Origin of the sequence: Candidatus Methylospira mobilis (assembly GCF_009498235.1) — a bacterium.
In the GTDB taxonomy this organism is placed as follows: domain Bacteria; phylum Pseudomonadota; class Gammaproteobacteria; order Methylococcales; family Methylococcaceae; genus Methylospira; species Methylospira mobilis.
The window spans coordinates 308,838-322,489 of sequence record NZ_CP044205.1 but is presented as its reverse complement, the minus strand read 5'-3'; the positions used below and the strand labels follow the sequence as shown (position 1 = coordinate 322,489).

Genomic DNA, 13,652 nt, shown 5'->3' with positions numbered 1-13,652 from the left:
TACCTGTGATACTTAAGTATGCCCGCCTGACCATCATAGCAGAGGCTTTAAAACAGTGGTCAGTCCCCTTTTGGTCGATAAATAAACCTGCCCCCTTTTACCTAAATAGATTATATCTACGATCCGGACTACGTTTGATTTCCCGATACATGGTGTCGGGCGCCAAATCAAGTCCATTTGGCCAGACAACCACACCATTACTCACCTGCGCACTACCTGCCATTTGATCATTTCGCAGAGGATCAAACACTCCCGTGCAAAATGACAAATCAATATATATCACCCCGCTCAGTCCATCTTCAAACCGAACAGCCAATTCACGCGGAGCGATAGAACGAACCTCAATGATATCCCAGTACATCATGGCACCTATACTATTTTAATGGAGCAATCGGACGTGGAAGCTGGTTGGCTTGACACAGATCCCAATCGGCCAACAACTCTGCCTGGTGCAACTCGGCCCAGTCAAGAACCAACTGGTTTGCCCGACGCGGGCAACTCACCCTCGTTAACACATAATTCCCTGATATTAACAGTCGCCTTATATTCCCCATAAGTCGCATGAAAGTGCGGGGGAGCATGGTCATCCCAGAACATTTGGATGAGAATCCCATAGAACATACTGATAGATGGCATAGAGAAATCTCCGGCAGGACTGTAATTTTTAAAGTTTAGATTAAATAGGCCATCAACATTCAATGTGTTACCACCCACACCAATGATTTAACATGACAAACTATGCATAGCGAAAGGCAAGCCTATCGGAGGATGCAAACATAAAATCTGCCCCTTTTTCCAATAAATACCCCCTTCATTCCGCGATAAGTTACCGGTCATCAATAATTAAGTGGGGGTCCTTAACATAAGGCATAATTGTTCTTTGCGTAAGTTGCGTTAAAAAATCAAGTGTAGTAGAGGCTTTAAAACAGTGGTCTATCCCTTTTTCTTCTTTACTTTGATATTCTTTAAATCAGGTGTGCGATTTTCAGTAATACGCCTGTCAACAACGTTGTTTGAAGAATACCTACCGCAACCACCCAGCGGATAAGATCAGCCCTGGTTTCCGCTATCTTGACTTCTACGCTCCTGATCTCCAGGCGCAGGGACGCATCGACAGACTTAATCTCCACTGCCAGCTTGTTGATCTCCGTGACCAGCCTGGCTTCAACCTCCTTGATCTCCATGGCCAGCCTGGCTTCAACCTCCTTGATTTCCTTTTGCAGCCGCAATTCGGTTTCACGCACCTGGCTTTGCGTCGCGACATCCTTCAACTGAGGATAACGCTCTTCAAGTTGCTCAAACGCCTCTGCGATCAAACGCGCCTTGGTCCTCTCATCGGGAGCCTCGGTTAGCTGTTCATATAGCCGCAACGCAACACTCATGGATTTTCTCCGAAAAAATACCTATGCCCAGCCTTCCTTTTTTACTGATAAGAATCATTCAGGGACAGGCCACTGTTTTACATGGGCGTCCCGATTTGCCGGGAAAAGCTCTTCTTCCAAGGGCAGACGAAATTTGTGCGGCGAAATGCTCATTGCCCAACGCATAATTTCCATTGGTCGCATGCCGAATTTCATCGACCAATCCTTGATCGAGTTGGTAACGAAATATTTCCCGGTATGCCCTCTGTCTTTCCGCCATATCCGCTCCCAATGCCTCATATAAGGGATAGCGCTTCAATTGCGTATTAAATTCGCCTTGCGCGTTCGCCCGGCATTGACCGAAAGGGGTTATCGTCCATTCGGATCGAGGTAGTCAGTATTGTTGAAATGCCTATCAGGCTTTGCTGGCCAAACACCAACTGATTTGCAGCATGAGCAAGAAAGGTGATTGCTACGATAATGCCGCCATGGAAAGTTGCAATCACAGCTTTAAAGTCGAGGCGATCCACGCAGAGCGATTCCCGACCAGGAACGATGCCAAACAACACGTCTTCGATTACATCGAAGCGTATTACAATAGGAAACGGCTTCATTCGAAACTGGGCTATTTGTCCCCTGAGGCCTTTGAGCTTAAAAATGTCGCTTGGCAATGTGTCTGCTGAAACTGGGCAGGATCAAATCGGGGCAGCCGTTTGATGTCAATCATTCAAGTCTCAGGCTTGACTTACAAGACGGTATCTGACCCCTTTTATTCTGTTGACTCTAACCAACACGGATTCAGGAACTCCTTACCAAACAGTCGCATCAAATGGCTCAATATTTCGAATCTCCAGGTGATCGCCACTTTGTCCGATTACATACAACCCCTTCCGATAAGCGTACTGCGCTACGTTGTCTTCTATTACCATTGAAGCCACCGCTCCGATTACCTGCTTATCCGCGTAAGCCGGCAGCAGCTTTTTCAGTTTAGCCAGCCGCACCAAATGCTCATTGACATCATCAACGCTCAAATTGCTTTTGCATTCAATTGCTACAATCTCGCTGTTGTTAACCACCAGCAAATCTATCTCGATGCCTTCATTACCCCGCTGGGAACTGACGCTTTGATGAACTTCATGCACATCAATTCCTCGTTTCTGAAACAGACGCACGGCTGCCGGACGCACTGCATCCTCAATAAAGTCGCCCAGGCGATTTCCCAGTCGGCCAATACTCGCTGTTACTTCCTTGATTTTGCGATCTGTATCCTGGAACTTCTTGTCTGTATCCTGGAACTTCTTGTCTGTGTCCTGGAACTTACGATCAGTCTCTTTTTGCGACTGGGCTAATTCGCGTAATATCGCCCAAATATCATCTGCAACTGCGGACATGGGGAACCTCCACTTTATCTGTTTATCATCTTAACAGAGACTTACCCGGAGGGTAATCACCGTCCGCTTGCCCATGCGACTTAACATAACAAAAATTATGCACATCATCGATTGATAAAACAGTGGTCTGTCCCCTATTTATTTTCATGAGGTAGTCTTCGTCAGTGAAAAAACAGGCTTGACGGTTATTGCCGCGCTGGATCAGATGCAGCGGAACATTCGGAAGCGTGAGCCGGGCGCGGCGTGGCATAACTGCTCCTTGCGTGGATTGCTTTAGAAATTTAGTTTGGCAGAGACTTGAAAACAGTGGTTTGTCCCCTATCAACTATCCAGGGCAATCGCGCTATGTCGATCAAAAATCAATAACTTACGATAATGAAATTTTTAATTTGCTTGCTACGGAATGACTTTGCATTCTAATTGAGCTTAAAACGTCGTAATTTTTGAGATTAAATCTAAAAATTCGGTTTACTCATCATAAATAGCGAAACATTACAAGCGCAATGATTGCTACCAGTTTCTAAAAATCAATACGTTAGCGCTGCAACATAGCGCGATTGCCCTGATCAACTATCAGAATCAGATTGACAATGGGGTTGAGTATTCATAGAGTGTTTCCGGATCGATATCAATATTTCCCGGCCAGGCTACTGTGCCATTTTCTACGTAAGCACCCTGAAATGCACTCCCAGACTTGAGCCGCACCCATGGTTCCTCACCTAGGTAGGCAGCCATATTAAATGAGCGCCTTTCTCCATTTTCAAATTCAAGAACAAGGATGAAATCCGACTTCACCGTTACATTGGTCACATCAAGCAACATTGCAATCTCCTTCACCTAAGCGGCTCGATTCTGAAAGGCTCGGCGCCCTCTTTTGTAAGCTCCCAATCCGCCAACAATTCCTCTCTATGCAAATCAATCCACACTTGCACCATGCGCAACTGTCGAGGCGGAAACTCGCCGGCAAGCAGCGTGGCATCCTCAATGGATATTGATGCCTTGTAACCCTGATAACGAACATGAATATGCGGCAGATGATGCTTTTCCTTGATTTCAAAAAACATCGCAATGATAATTCCGTAGAACATGCTGATTGTGGGCATGACCTGATCTCCGTAAATGAATAGACATCGTTCTGGCTTGCAAACAAAATAGGGACAACCCGCATTCCGCCCCTTCACCTTTCGTCTTAAAAACCAACGGAGTCTACCACCATCCAACATCCATAACCTGACATAAGAATTCTTATGCGGCAAACTAAAGGACAGCCTTTCGAAGAATCTTCAGGGACAGGCCACTGTTTTACATGGGCGTCCCGATTTGCCGGGAAAAGCTCTTCTTCCAAGGGCAGACGAAATTTGTGCGGCGAAATGCTCATTGCCCAACGCATAATTTCCATTGGTCGCATGCCGAATTTCATCGACCAATCCTTGATCGAGTTGGTAACGAAATATTTCCCGGTATGCCCTCTGTCTTTCCGCCATATCCGCTCCCAATGCCTCATATAAGGGATGGCGCTTCAATAGCGTATTAAATTCGCCTTGCGCGTTCGCCCGGTAACTTGACCAGCGATATTCCGCGGGATGAGCCACCATTTCCGCGCGTAGCGGATTGAGTTCGATGTAGCGCCGGCAAGCCAATAGATACGTTTCTTCTTGTGTTGGACAAGACCGATAACGTCCTTCCCAGAGCGTGCCGCTACGTCGATAGGTGCGATTCACATACTGCACATAACGCTGGCCGAGCGCTTTCATCAAAAATCCCGGAGCGTCTGCCCGGTCAGCCGATAGCAGCAAATGCACATGGTTGGTCATCAGCACATAAGCATGTATCCGGCAACCGTACTGGTCAGCATACAGAGTCAGCCAATCCAGGTACATGCGGTAGTCTTCGTCAGTGAAAAAACAGGCTTGTCGGTTATTGCCGCGCTGGATCAGATGAAGCGGAACATTCGGAAGCGTGAGCCGGGCGCGGCGTGGCATAACTGCTCCTTGCGTGGATTGCTTTAGAAACTTAGTTTGGCAGAGACTCGAAAACAGTGGTCTGTCCCCCATCAACTCCTTACCAAACAGTCGCATCAAATGGCTCAATATTTCGAATCTCCAGGTGATCGCCGCTTTGTCCGATTACATACAACCCCTTCCGATAAGCGTACTGCGCTACGTTGTCTTCTATTACCATTGAAGCCACCGCTCCGATTACCTGCTTATCCGCGTAAGCCGGCAGCAGCTTTTTCAGTTTAGCCAGCCGCACCAAATGCTCATTGACATCATCAACGCTCAAATTGCTTTTGCATTCAATTGCTACAATCTCGCTGTTGTTAACCACCAGCAAATCTATCTCGATGCCTTCATTACCCCGCTGGGAACTGACGCTTTGATGAACTTCATGCACATCAATTCCTCGTTTCTGAAACAGACGCACGGCTGCCGGACGCACTGCATCCTCAATAAAGTCGCCCAGGCGATTTCCCAGTCGGCCAATACTCGCTGTTACTTCCTTGATTTTGCGATCTGTATCCTGGAACTTCTTGTCTGTGTCCTGGAACTTACGATCAGTCTCTTTTTGCGACTGGGCTAATTCGCGTAATATCGCCCAAATATCATCTGCTACTGCGGACATGGGGAACCTCCACTTTATCTGTTTATCATTTTAACAGAGACTTACCTGGAGGGTAATCACCGTCCGCTTGCCCATGCGACTTAACATAACAACTATTATGCACATCATCGATTGATAAAACAGTGGTCTGTCCCCTATTATTTTCATAAGCATGTATCCGGCAACCGTACTGGTCAGCATACAGAGTCAACCAATCCAGGTACATGCGGTAGTCTTCGTCAGTGAAAAAACAGGCTTGTCGGTTATTGCCGCGCTGGATCAGATGAAGCGGAACATTCGGAAGCGTGAGCCGGGCGCGGCGTGGCATAACTGCTCCTTGCGTGGATTGCTTTAGAAACTTAGTTTGGCAGAGACTTGAAAACAGTGGTCTGTTCCCTATCAACTCCTTATTTCTAAAAGGCTTAAAACAGAAAAAACCCCGCCAAATTGGATTCGGCAGGGTTCTTTATTATATATTTAAACTAAAATTTAAAGCTTGGAGTCTTTTCAGATTCTCCTTAACATTATTAAGCAAAGTTTCCAGCAACAAAAGTTCCGGTTTCACCAACAAGAACGCCGAGCAATGAAACTTCACCAGCCTGGATTGCGGTATTCGCGGCGTTCGCGTGGTTTACATCTACTACAGCAACATTGTTACTTGCATCATGTATCAGGAAAATCTGATTACTAGCAGTTGTAGTAGTAAACAATGTATTGGTAGTAAGATCTGCTACAGCCTGTGTAACACCGGCTTGAGTCGTTAATAATGTACTGGCACCACTCGTCAGATTACTATCGGCCGTCGTGAAATCAACTACAGTCTTAGTGCCATTGGCACCAGCAACAGTATTAACATATTGAGTCGTCCCAATATTAGTTGCAGAACCAACAAATGCTACACCTGTAGCACTACTAGGTGCTGTCAATGTACCGAAAGCAACTGATACCTGCAACACATCTTTACTTGCTCCGCCAATAAAGTTATTAATTGTATCAGCATTAGTGATGGTTATTGCGTTTACACCACCGCCTCCAAGGGCTACATCCGCAACAGCATAATTAAGTGTATCACCAGCGGAATGTGATGCATTCAGGTTGATTACGTCACCTTTTGCACCACCGCGAATAATATCTCCACCAACAAGGCTAGCGGTTATATTATCGGACTGCGCACTACCAAAGATGGTATTCAAAACGCTTGTCGAACCCGTAACTGTTACTCCTGACGCAGAGGTATCTAATCCACCCATAGTCAAACCGGCTGTAGTCGCTGCATTAATCACTGATGCATTGGTTCCATTTGCGCCTGTACCAGCAATATTCAATGTACCTGTACCAGAATCGATTATTGATGTTCCATTGCCTGTCAGCGTAACTGCGTTACCAGCTGCACCTAATGTCAAATTACCAGTCCCTGTAATATTAACTGTTTCCGAATTACCTGAGTTGGCAACAAATGTAATTGCCCCACTTAGCACATCAGTACCGGTTACATTAAGGGTAACATTAGACTCTCCAGCACCTGTCGACCCAATGTTAAATGTATCATTTGTTGTTTGACCGTTAAACTTTAACGTTAAAGTGCTTGCACCTGTAGTTGCCGCTGAATTTACCGCAACCGTATCTCCCGATGCTGTCCGCAATAGCGCTCCGAAATCAACGGTCAAGCCACTTATTGCATTATTAACAGTAACGTTGCCAAATAAAAACGCATTCGTTGCGTCGTTATACAGTTTTAATGTAGTGGCCCCGTTTAGATAAGCATCGTTTATCGTTGATGCTGTGCCACTGGCCGTACCATTGTAAACGCCAATATTCTGCACATTGACAAACTTCGTAAGATTAGCGGTCAGCACACCCGCAACACCCACAATTGAATTGTTCAGAATTACTGTATTGGTAGCAGTAGACAGATCCGTTACGGTTAACCCGGTGACCGTAGATGCCGTAGTAACACCGCTTAAGTCCAAAATATAGGTCCCAGCAGAACCGCCTTTGAATGTTGATAGTGTCGAACCCGATCCAAGGTATGCATTTGTTGCAGGGGTACCACCACCATTTGCCGTCGTTATCGTCGACAAACCTTCTACCACTAATCCGCCAGCGGTCATTTGTGACGCATCAATGGTTGTAATGTTATTTTGATTTGCTACCGCGCCACTCTGCAAATAAAGAGAACTACTACCTGTAACCGTTAGACTTGTTTCAGTGCTTGCGCCAGTATTCACTTGCAGATAATTGGTACTGCCGGTCGAGTTGATGGTGATGCCTGTATATCCCACCGTGCTGCTGTTGTAGGGCGTCAGGTTGAGTATAACGGCTGCTGTGCCAACACCAACAGTAGCAACATTAAGCGCAAGATTTGTAGAGGCTGCGATTGTAGAACCTACAAGGTAGGTACCCGCTGAGTCACTGGACAAACCAATTGTTGTTGGGGCGGTAGCCAATCCCTGAACAGAAACGGTCTGACCCGCTGTAAGCGCTGAACTGGTAAAATTCAAAGTAGTCAAACCAGTGACGCCCGTTGCAGTAATTACCGATCCTGTCGCATTAGGCGTCAAATTGAATGTTTGCACGCCAGACCATGTACCCAAGGTCGGGCTAACGCCACCTGCCAGCGTCGCATTAAGCACGTTGCCGGTCCCGGTTACAACAATGCTGTCGCCCGTAGTCAGCGTCTGAGCACCGCTGGACAGCGCACCGCTGATGATACCGTTGGTCAGCGTGGACGGAATACCCAGGCTGGAGTTGGTGTCGGTGCCGGTGGTCAAGGTGTAAGTGGTCGGGAAGTTGGCGGACGAAGTATCGCTCGCATTCAGCACTGCAGGGGTCGAAGTAACGTAGTTGCCGATATCAATCGTGGATGTGCCGGTTGCCGGAACCGCGACGGAACTGTTGCCCCAGTTGCTGGTGGTGCCGCCCTGGGTCATCCACATGGTCCATGCGCCGCTGGCCGATGTATTGCCGGTGAAGGAAAGGCTGCCGTTGGTGAACTGCACATCGACGCCGTAGTTATTGGCGCCTGCAGGCGGCTGCGGAATTTTGAACTGGATAACCTGACCAGTGGACTTGCTGGTCAGCGTGATGTTGCCGTAATAACCGCTCGCGGTGTAATCGGAAGCCAGGCCCTGAATGGAAACCGTGTACAACAACTGGTAACCGGTTACGGTCGTAGCAGGAGTAACCGGGGCGCTGATCACTGCCGCCGAGGCATTGCCGATCGCGTAAACTTCGCCGATGGGTCCATTGGTGTAATTGGTGTTGAAACCGCTTGCAACAGTTACTGTTCCGGCTGTTGCCCCAGTCGGAAATGCATAATAACTTGGTGTATATGTTGGCATACTAACTCTCCAGATAAGTTTATAAACTTTTAGAAACCAAAACTAATCAGCCACTATTTTTTTCGACCGGTAGGCTGTTAAATCCCTGATCGAAAACCTCTTACGCTTGAATCTGTACTCTGCTGGTTTTAACCCCTCTCGAAAATAGTCAAAGCGCTCGCGGTTTCCCAGCCAAGGATTAAGGAAACACGATACGGCATCAGGTTATTTCAGTGCCTTTCGTTTGTCAACATCCGCAGCCTTACAGCGTCATCGGCGGCTGTCACAGGGCTATACTGCGAGATGACAAGCGCCATGTCAACACCCTCGCAACGGTTTTTTACCTTTTGGCAACAAAATTGCCATAAGGCCGCCTGATGGAAACAGATTTTAGCAGTTAAAATAGTCACCGTTCAGACACCCCCGATTTTCATGATTTTCCGCTCGCCCCGAGCCTGTCGAAGGATGTTTGGAATAACCTGTCAGATGGATAGTGAAGCGAACACCTGCCCCCTCTTCCCGCCGGACAGGGGTATCCACACAAGCCAATAAGTCATTGTTTTTAAACTCCTATCAGGAGAAAGAGGCAGGGGTGAGGCTGTAAAGCGCTTGTTGCCTGCGTCAAAGCTTTTGATAACTCAAACGCTGTTGCCCTCGCCCTGGCCCTGTGTTTCCGGGCTATTCCGCCCGGAACCCTGCGGGCGAGCCGCGCTCGACCAAATGCGTTCCTGACGTATTTCTCCCACAGGAGAGAGAACTTGCGTAGATACCTATGCCCGCCGCCGGGAGAGGCTGGGCGAGGGAAACCGGGCGTGGCGCAGCTGTTGCCTGATACGGAGCGACGCTTGCGCCATGACCGGTCAGGAACCAGGGCCAAGGGGTGTCTGAACGGTTGCCTTAAAAAAGGGAGAGCGCCGCTGTCCGCGAGCATAATGCTACCGAAGACGAAAGACATTCCCAATGGCTGCCATGACTGATATTATTTGTTAGGATTTGCACGGACCGGCCGCAACCGGTCACCGATCGGCAGGCGGTTCGCGTTGCCATGATACTCAACTCAGCGTTTTTGGTATGCGGGTAGGCGTAATTCAGTCATCTTTCATTCCCTGGCGCGGTTATTTCGACTTCATCGCCAGCGTGGATACCTTCGTTTTCCATGACGATATTCAATATACCAAAGGCGATTGGCGCAACCGCAACAAGATCAAAACCGTCAAGGGAACCGAGTGGCTTACCGTGCCCGTGCGTTACAACAAAACGGCGCAATCGATTTCCGATACGGAAATCGATTGCGCAACCGCATGGGGAAAAAAGCATATTCGCCTATGGCAGGCACACTATCGACAGGCGCCCTACCTGCGTGATGTGCTGGCGTTGCTTGATGGCCTTGACCACTGCCAGGAGCGGACGATTTCTCAACTGAACCTGAAATTGACCGGCCGCATTTGCGAATACCTGGCTATCGCCACCCCCTCGCTGCTCTCCAGTGAACTGTCCCTGACCGGCAGCAAAACCGACCGCTTGATTGACCTGCTGCAAAAACTGAATGCAACAACTTACCTTAGCGGTCCCAATGCGGATGCTTATCTTGACAAAGAAGCTTTTCGTAAACACGGAATTGGTCTGGAATACAAGAGCTATGACTATACACCCTACCCCCAGCTATGGGGGGCGTTCGAAGGCGGGGTCACCGTGCTCGATCTGATTGCCAATTGCGGACCCGATGCAAAAAATCATATCTGCAGCCACACGCCGAACCAGACCGTAGTCGAGAAATTATCATAGCCTCGGCGCCATGAAGAAAACGGCGGCCGCCACGCCTATGCCCACCAGAATACCGGCGGCGATTTCGTTCCGGGTGTGTCCCATTCGTTCGCGCAAGGTTTCGCGCAGCGGCGCGGATGCCGTCAAACGGTTAATTGCCGCGGCATGCATGCCTACCTGGCGGCGCAGGCTGTTCGCATCCAGTATTACAATAAAGGCCAATGTGATCGCCACGCCAAATGCCGGATGATCGGCACCCTCCCTGAATCCGATAAGCGCCGCCATGCTGCTGACGATTGCGGCGTGGTTGCTCGGCAAGCCGCCATAGCCAATCAGGCCAAAGGCCATCCGTTTAGCCTTGATGCTGTTAATCGTGAATTTCAACGCCCCAGCCGCGAACCAGGCCAGGAAAGGGGTCCATGCATAGCAGAAATCCATGCTCACCCCCGAACCGGCCATAGCGCCCAGCAGCATGCGCCCACCCACAACACTATCGTTAACAGCAACTGCCAGTCGGCCAGCAGCGAATCCGTAGGCGACTCGCCGCTATCCAGCTCTTCGACCACGTACCAATAACGAAACAGGCCAAACAGCACCAAGGGCACAGTGATCACCAGCTGCGGTTTGGCGGACATCACGAACATGCCATAAAACACCAACGCAGCTGTGGCCGACATCTCCGCGTAGCGCTCGATCAGCGACACCGAGTACTTCTCCAGCACCTTACGCCCTTCGGCTCCGCTCTGAATCAGCTCCTGCCGGCGTTTGACTGCTGCGAGGTAGAGCGCAAGACACAGGGTTGTCACGAACATCCAGGCGGATACCGGCACAGCCAAGGCCGTAGCCCCTGCGTAGACGCGCAGCACGAAGCCAATCGCGATGGTGAAAATATCCACCACCGGCTGGTGCTTGAGCACAAAGGTGTAAGCGAGATTCAGCAGCATGTAGCAAACGATTACCAGCGCCGCGTCCGGCGCGGCAAACCAGCCCCAAATCAACGCGCCATAGATCGCGAACAACAGGGCCAGCGCTATTTGTACCGATATGACGCCGGCAGCCAGTGGCCGGGTTTGGGATTTCCTCGGGTGGCGGCGATCCCTTTCAATATCGCGGATGTCGTTGACGATATAGCTCGCCGACGACGCCAGACAGAAGAGCAAGGCCGCCGACAGTGCGCAACCGATTGCGCCGACATCCAGAAACTCCCCGGAAAAAACCAGCGGGCCAAGCACAAAACCGTTTTTAATCCATTGCTTTGGGCGCATTAGCGCGACCAAGCCGCGCAGTTGCGCTAGAGACGAACAGCGTACTACGGTATCATGCATGAGTTTTTAGCCTTGATGCTACCCAGAATTTTTTGCTTGATGAAGCTGACAATTATCTATGCAATTCTCTCATTAATCGCGATGCTAGCAAACATCGGCGTTCAGTACCTGGTTGTTTGCGTTTTACCCCATGTAAACCATCTCATTCTGATAGGCGCAGCAAACATCGGTGCTCAGAATAGCGTGATCCGCAGCTACAACAGCGGCGCGTTGGACATCCTGATTTCGGTGGCAGCCGGTACCGGTGTGGGGCTTATTGTCAAATACATTCTCGACAAGCGGTACATCTTTCGCTTTCGCGCCCGCAACGCCGTGCACGACGTCCGGATTTTTGCGCTTTACACTTTGATGGGACTTGCGACGACAGTGATTTTCTGGGGATTCGAGTTTGGCTTCCACCGCCTCTTCGAAACGAATGAGATGCGCTATCTTGGCGGCGTTATCGGACTGACAATCGGTTACCTGACAAAGTATCGCCTCGACAGACGTTACGTCTTCCGCCCCGGGGGCGTATGAGGCGGGTTTCTTCCTGGGGGCGTTTGAATGCCGATCTTCATCATGTGGTCGGCCTGAATGACCGTGACCGGGTTTCCAGCGTGCTCGCCGCGCACGGTATTGGCATCGCCCATGGCATGGGGCGCAGCTATGGTGACGCATGCATGAACCCGGAAGGCGTAATCTGGCATACCACAGGACTGGATCGCTTCATCCGGTTCGATGAGCAGTCAGGCCTGCTGGCGTGCGAGGCCGGCTTGCTGCTGCGGGATATTCAGCGTTTGGTTATTCCTCGCGGCTGGATTCTGCCGGTTACCCCTGGAACGCAGCTTGTCACGGTGGGCGGCGCCATTGCCAATGATGTGCATGGCAAGAATCACCATATGCTCGGCTCCTTCGGCGATCACCTGCGACGAATCCGCCTCGTGCGAACCGATGGAAATGTCATTGAATGCAGTCCACAGCTTCGAGCGGATTGGTTTGCTGCAACAGTCGGAGGGCTGGGACTAACCGGAGTCATCGTCGAGGCTGAAATACAGTTGCGCAGCGTCGCGGGGCCATGGCTGGATATCGAGACGGCGCCCTATGCCAACCTGGATGAGTTCTTCCGGCTGGCCGATGACTCCGAAGCCGAATGGGAGCACACTGTGTCGTGGATCGATTGCATCTCCGGCGCCGGGGAGCGCGGGATATTCATGCGAGGCCGTCCCGCTGACACCGATGACCGTCGAGAACCGCGCTTCCATACATTAAGGATGCCGCTGGAGCCCCCGGTTTCTCTGGTGAACCGGCTTTCGCTACGGCTCTTCAACATGGCCTATTTCCATTTCAAAAAGCGGCGAGCCGGTTGCGCCGTTGCGCATTACGAATCATTTTTCTACCCGCTGGACAATATCCTCGGATGGAACCGGATGTACGGCCCCAGGGGCTTCTTTCAGTACCAGTTCGTGGTGCCGCGAGAGGCCGGACAAGATGCAGTCCAGTCCACGCTGGCTGAAATTGCCAGATCAGGAGACGGCTCCTTCCTTGCCGTTTTGAAAACCTTTGGCAGCCGTCAACCGGTGGGCATGATGAGCTTTCCGCAGCATGGGGTTACCTTGGCGCTGGATTTTCCCAATAACGGCGCACGAACGCTGAAACTGTTCGAACGCCTGGACGCCATCGTGCGCGGTGCAAACGGTCGCGTTTACCTCGCCAAGGATGCCCGTATACCGCGTGAGCTCTTTGAAGCGGGATATCCCCTCCTCAATGATTTTTTGAAATACCGCGACCCCGGCATTAGCTCGGGCTTGTCGCGCCGGTTAATGGGGAGCTAAGGGGTGAACAATGTTCCGGCCATGCCGCAAAGAGGGCTTCCGGCTTTCCAAAAGGCGGCTCTCTGCATCGCAATTTTTT

General features: G+C 50.2%; 15 protein-coding genes and 1 pseudogene. 5 read left to right on the top strand and 11 right to left on the bottom strand.

Translation table 11 applies throughout. The features are described from left to right. Positions 1–97: 97 nt before the first annotated feature. The 3 genes from F6R98_RS01240 to F6R98_RS01230 form a co-directional block, all read right to left on the bottom strand. Positions 98–364, bottom strand: a complete 267-nt coding sequence (locus F6R98_RS01240; protein WP_153247393.1) for a DUF2442 domain-containing protein — start codon at positions 362–364, stop codon at positions 98–100. Between the two features lie 101 nt (positions 365–465). Then, on the bottom strand, positions 466–597 hold the full coding sequence (locus F6R98_RS21785; protein ID WP_228125212.1) for a DUF4160 domain-containing protein: 132 nt from the start codon (positions 595–597) through the stop codon (positions 466–468). 368 nt (positions 598–965) lie between these two features. After that, positions 966–1,382, bottom strand: a complete 417-nt coding sequence (locus F6R98_RS01230; RefSeq protein ID WP_153247392.1) for a DUF1640 domain-containing protein — start codon at positions 1,380–1,382, stop codon at positions 966–968. Between the two features lie 338 nt (positions 1,383–1,720). Here F6R98_RS01230 and F6R98_RS01225 point away from each other — a divergent pair. Further along, positions 1,721–2,044: pseudogene (locus F6R98_RS01225) on the top strand (IS3 family transposase); the annotation flags it as partial. Between the two features lie 126 nt (positions 2,045–2,170). Here F6R98_RS01225 and F6R98_RS01220 read toward each other — a convergent pair. The 5 genes from F6R98_RS01220 to F6R98_RS01200 all read right to left on the bottom strand — a co-directional run bounded on the left by F6R98_RS01220 (position 2,171) and on the right by F6R98_RS01200 (position 5,374). Continuing rightward, a complete protein-coding gene (locus tag F6R98_RS01220) occupies positions 2,171–2,752 on the bottom strand; it encodes a DUF3782 domain-containing protein (RefSeq protein WP_153247390.1) in 582 nt (193 codons plus the stop codon). Between the two features lie 579 nt (positions 2,753–3,331). Continuing rightward, positions 3,332–3,574 carry a DUF2442 domain-containing protein gene (locus F6R98_RS01215; RefSeq protein WP_194270085.1) on the bottom strand — a complete coding sequence of 81 codons (243 nt, stop codon included), beginning with the start codon at positions 3,572–3,574 and terminating at the stop codon, positions 3,332–3,334. An 11-nt stretch (positions 3,575–3,585) separates the two neighbouring features. Further along, positions 3,586–3,855, bottom strand: coding sequence for a DUF4160 domain-containing protein (locus F6R98_RS01210; protein WP_153247389.1), 270 nt, complete (start codon positions 3,853–3,855; stop codon positions 3,586–3,588). A gap of 180 nt (positions 3,856–4,035) precedes the next feature. Then, positions 4,036–4,734 carry a transposase gene (locus F6R98_RS01205; protein WP_153247388.1) on the bottom strand — a complete coding sequence of 233 codons (699 nt, stop codon included), beginning with the start codon at positions 4,732–4,734 and terminating at the stop codon, positions 4,036–4,038. A 79-nt stretch (positions 4,735–4,813) separates the two neighbouring features. Beyond that, the gene (locus tag F6R98_RS01200) at positions 4,814–5,374 is read right to left on the bottom strand and encodes a DUF3782 domain-containing protein (protein WP_153247387.1); all 561 of its coding nucleotides are present in this window, start codon (positions 5,372–5,374) and stop codon (positions 4,814–4,816) included. A gap of 151 nt (positions 5,375–5,525) precedes the next feature. Here F6R98_RS01200 and F6R98_RS21455 point away from each other — a divergent pair, with 151 nt between their 5' ends. Beyond that, on the top strand, positions 5,526–5,708 hold the full coding sequence (locus F6R98_RS21455; RefSeq protein ID WP_194270084.1) for a hypothetical protein: 183 nt from the start codon (positions 5,526–5,528) through the stop codon (positions 5,706–5,708). 172 nt (positions 5,709–5,880) lie between these two features. Here F6R98_RS21455 and F6R98_RS01195 read toward each other — a convergent pair whose 3' ends face one another. After that, positions 5,881–8,694, bottom strand: a complete 2,814-nt coding sequence (locus F6R98_RS01195) for a beta strand repeat-containing protein (protein ID WP_153247386.1) — start codon at positions 8,692–8,694, stop codon at positions 5,881–5,883. A gap of 1,050 nt (positions 8,695–9,744) precedes the next feature. Here F6R98_RS01195 and F6R98_RS01190 point away from each other — a divergent pair. Next, positions 9,745–10,458 carry a WbqC family protein gene (locus tag F6R98_RS01190; protein WP_153247385.1) on the top strand — a complete coding sequence of 238 codons (714 nt, stop codon included), beginning with the start codon at positions 9,745–9,747 and terminating at the stop codon, positions 10,456–10,458. Here the strand turns inward: F6R98_RS01190 and F6R98_RS01185 are convergent. Together F6R98_RS01185 and F6R98_RS01180 are read right to left on the bottom strand one after the other, a co-directional pair. After that, positions 10,453–10,911: a divergent PAP2 family protein gene (locus F6R98_RS01185; protein ID WP_228125023.1), complete on the bottom strand. Its 459-nt coding sequence runs from the start codon at positions 10,909–10,911 to the stop codon at positions 10,453–10,455. The genes F6R98_RS01190 and F6R98_RS01185 overlap by 6 nt on opposite strands. Next, positions 10,878–11,762 (bottom strand): decaprenyl-phosphate phosphoribosyltransferase, encoded by an 885-nt coding sequence (locus tag F6R98_RS01180; protein WP_228125022.1) that lies wholly within the window; start codon positions 11,760–11,762, stop codon positions 10,878–10,880. The genes F6R98_RS01185 and F6R98_RS01180 overlap by 34 nt, the downstream gene beginning before the upstream one ends. A 39-nt stretch (positions 11,763–11,801) precedes the next feature. Between F6R98_RS01180 and F6R98_RS01175 the strand changes: the two genes are divergently transcribed. Both F6R98_RS01175 and F6R98_RS01170 read left to right on the top strand, forming a co-directional pair. After that, a complete protein-coding gene (locus F6R98_RS01175) occupies positions 11,802–12,278 on the top strand; it encodes a GtrA family protein (RefSeq protein WP_228125021.1) in 477 nt (158 codons plus the stop codon). Further along, positions 12,275–13,573 (top strand): FAD-binding oxidoreductase, encoded by a 1,299-nt coding sequence (locus F6R98_RS01170; RefSeq protein WP_153247384.1) that lies wholly within the window; start codon positions 12,275–12,277, stop codon positions 13,571–13,573. Before F6R98_RS01175 ends, F6R98_RS01170 begins: the two co-directional genes overlap by 4 nt. Positions 13,574–13,652 lie beyond the last annotated feature (79 nt).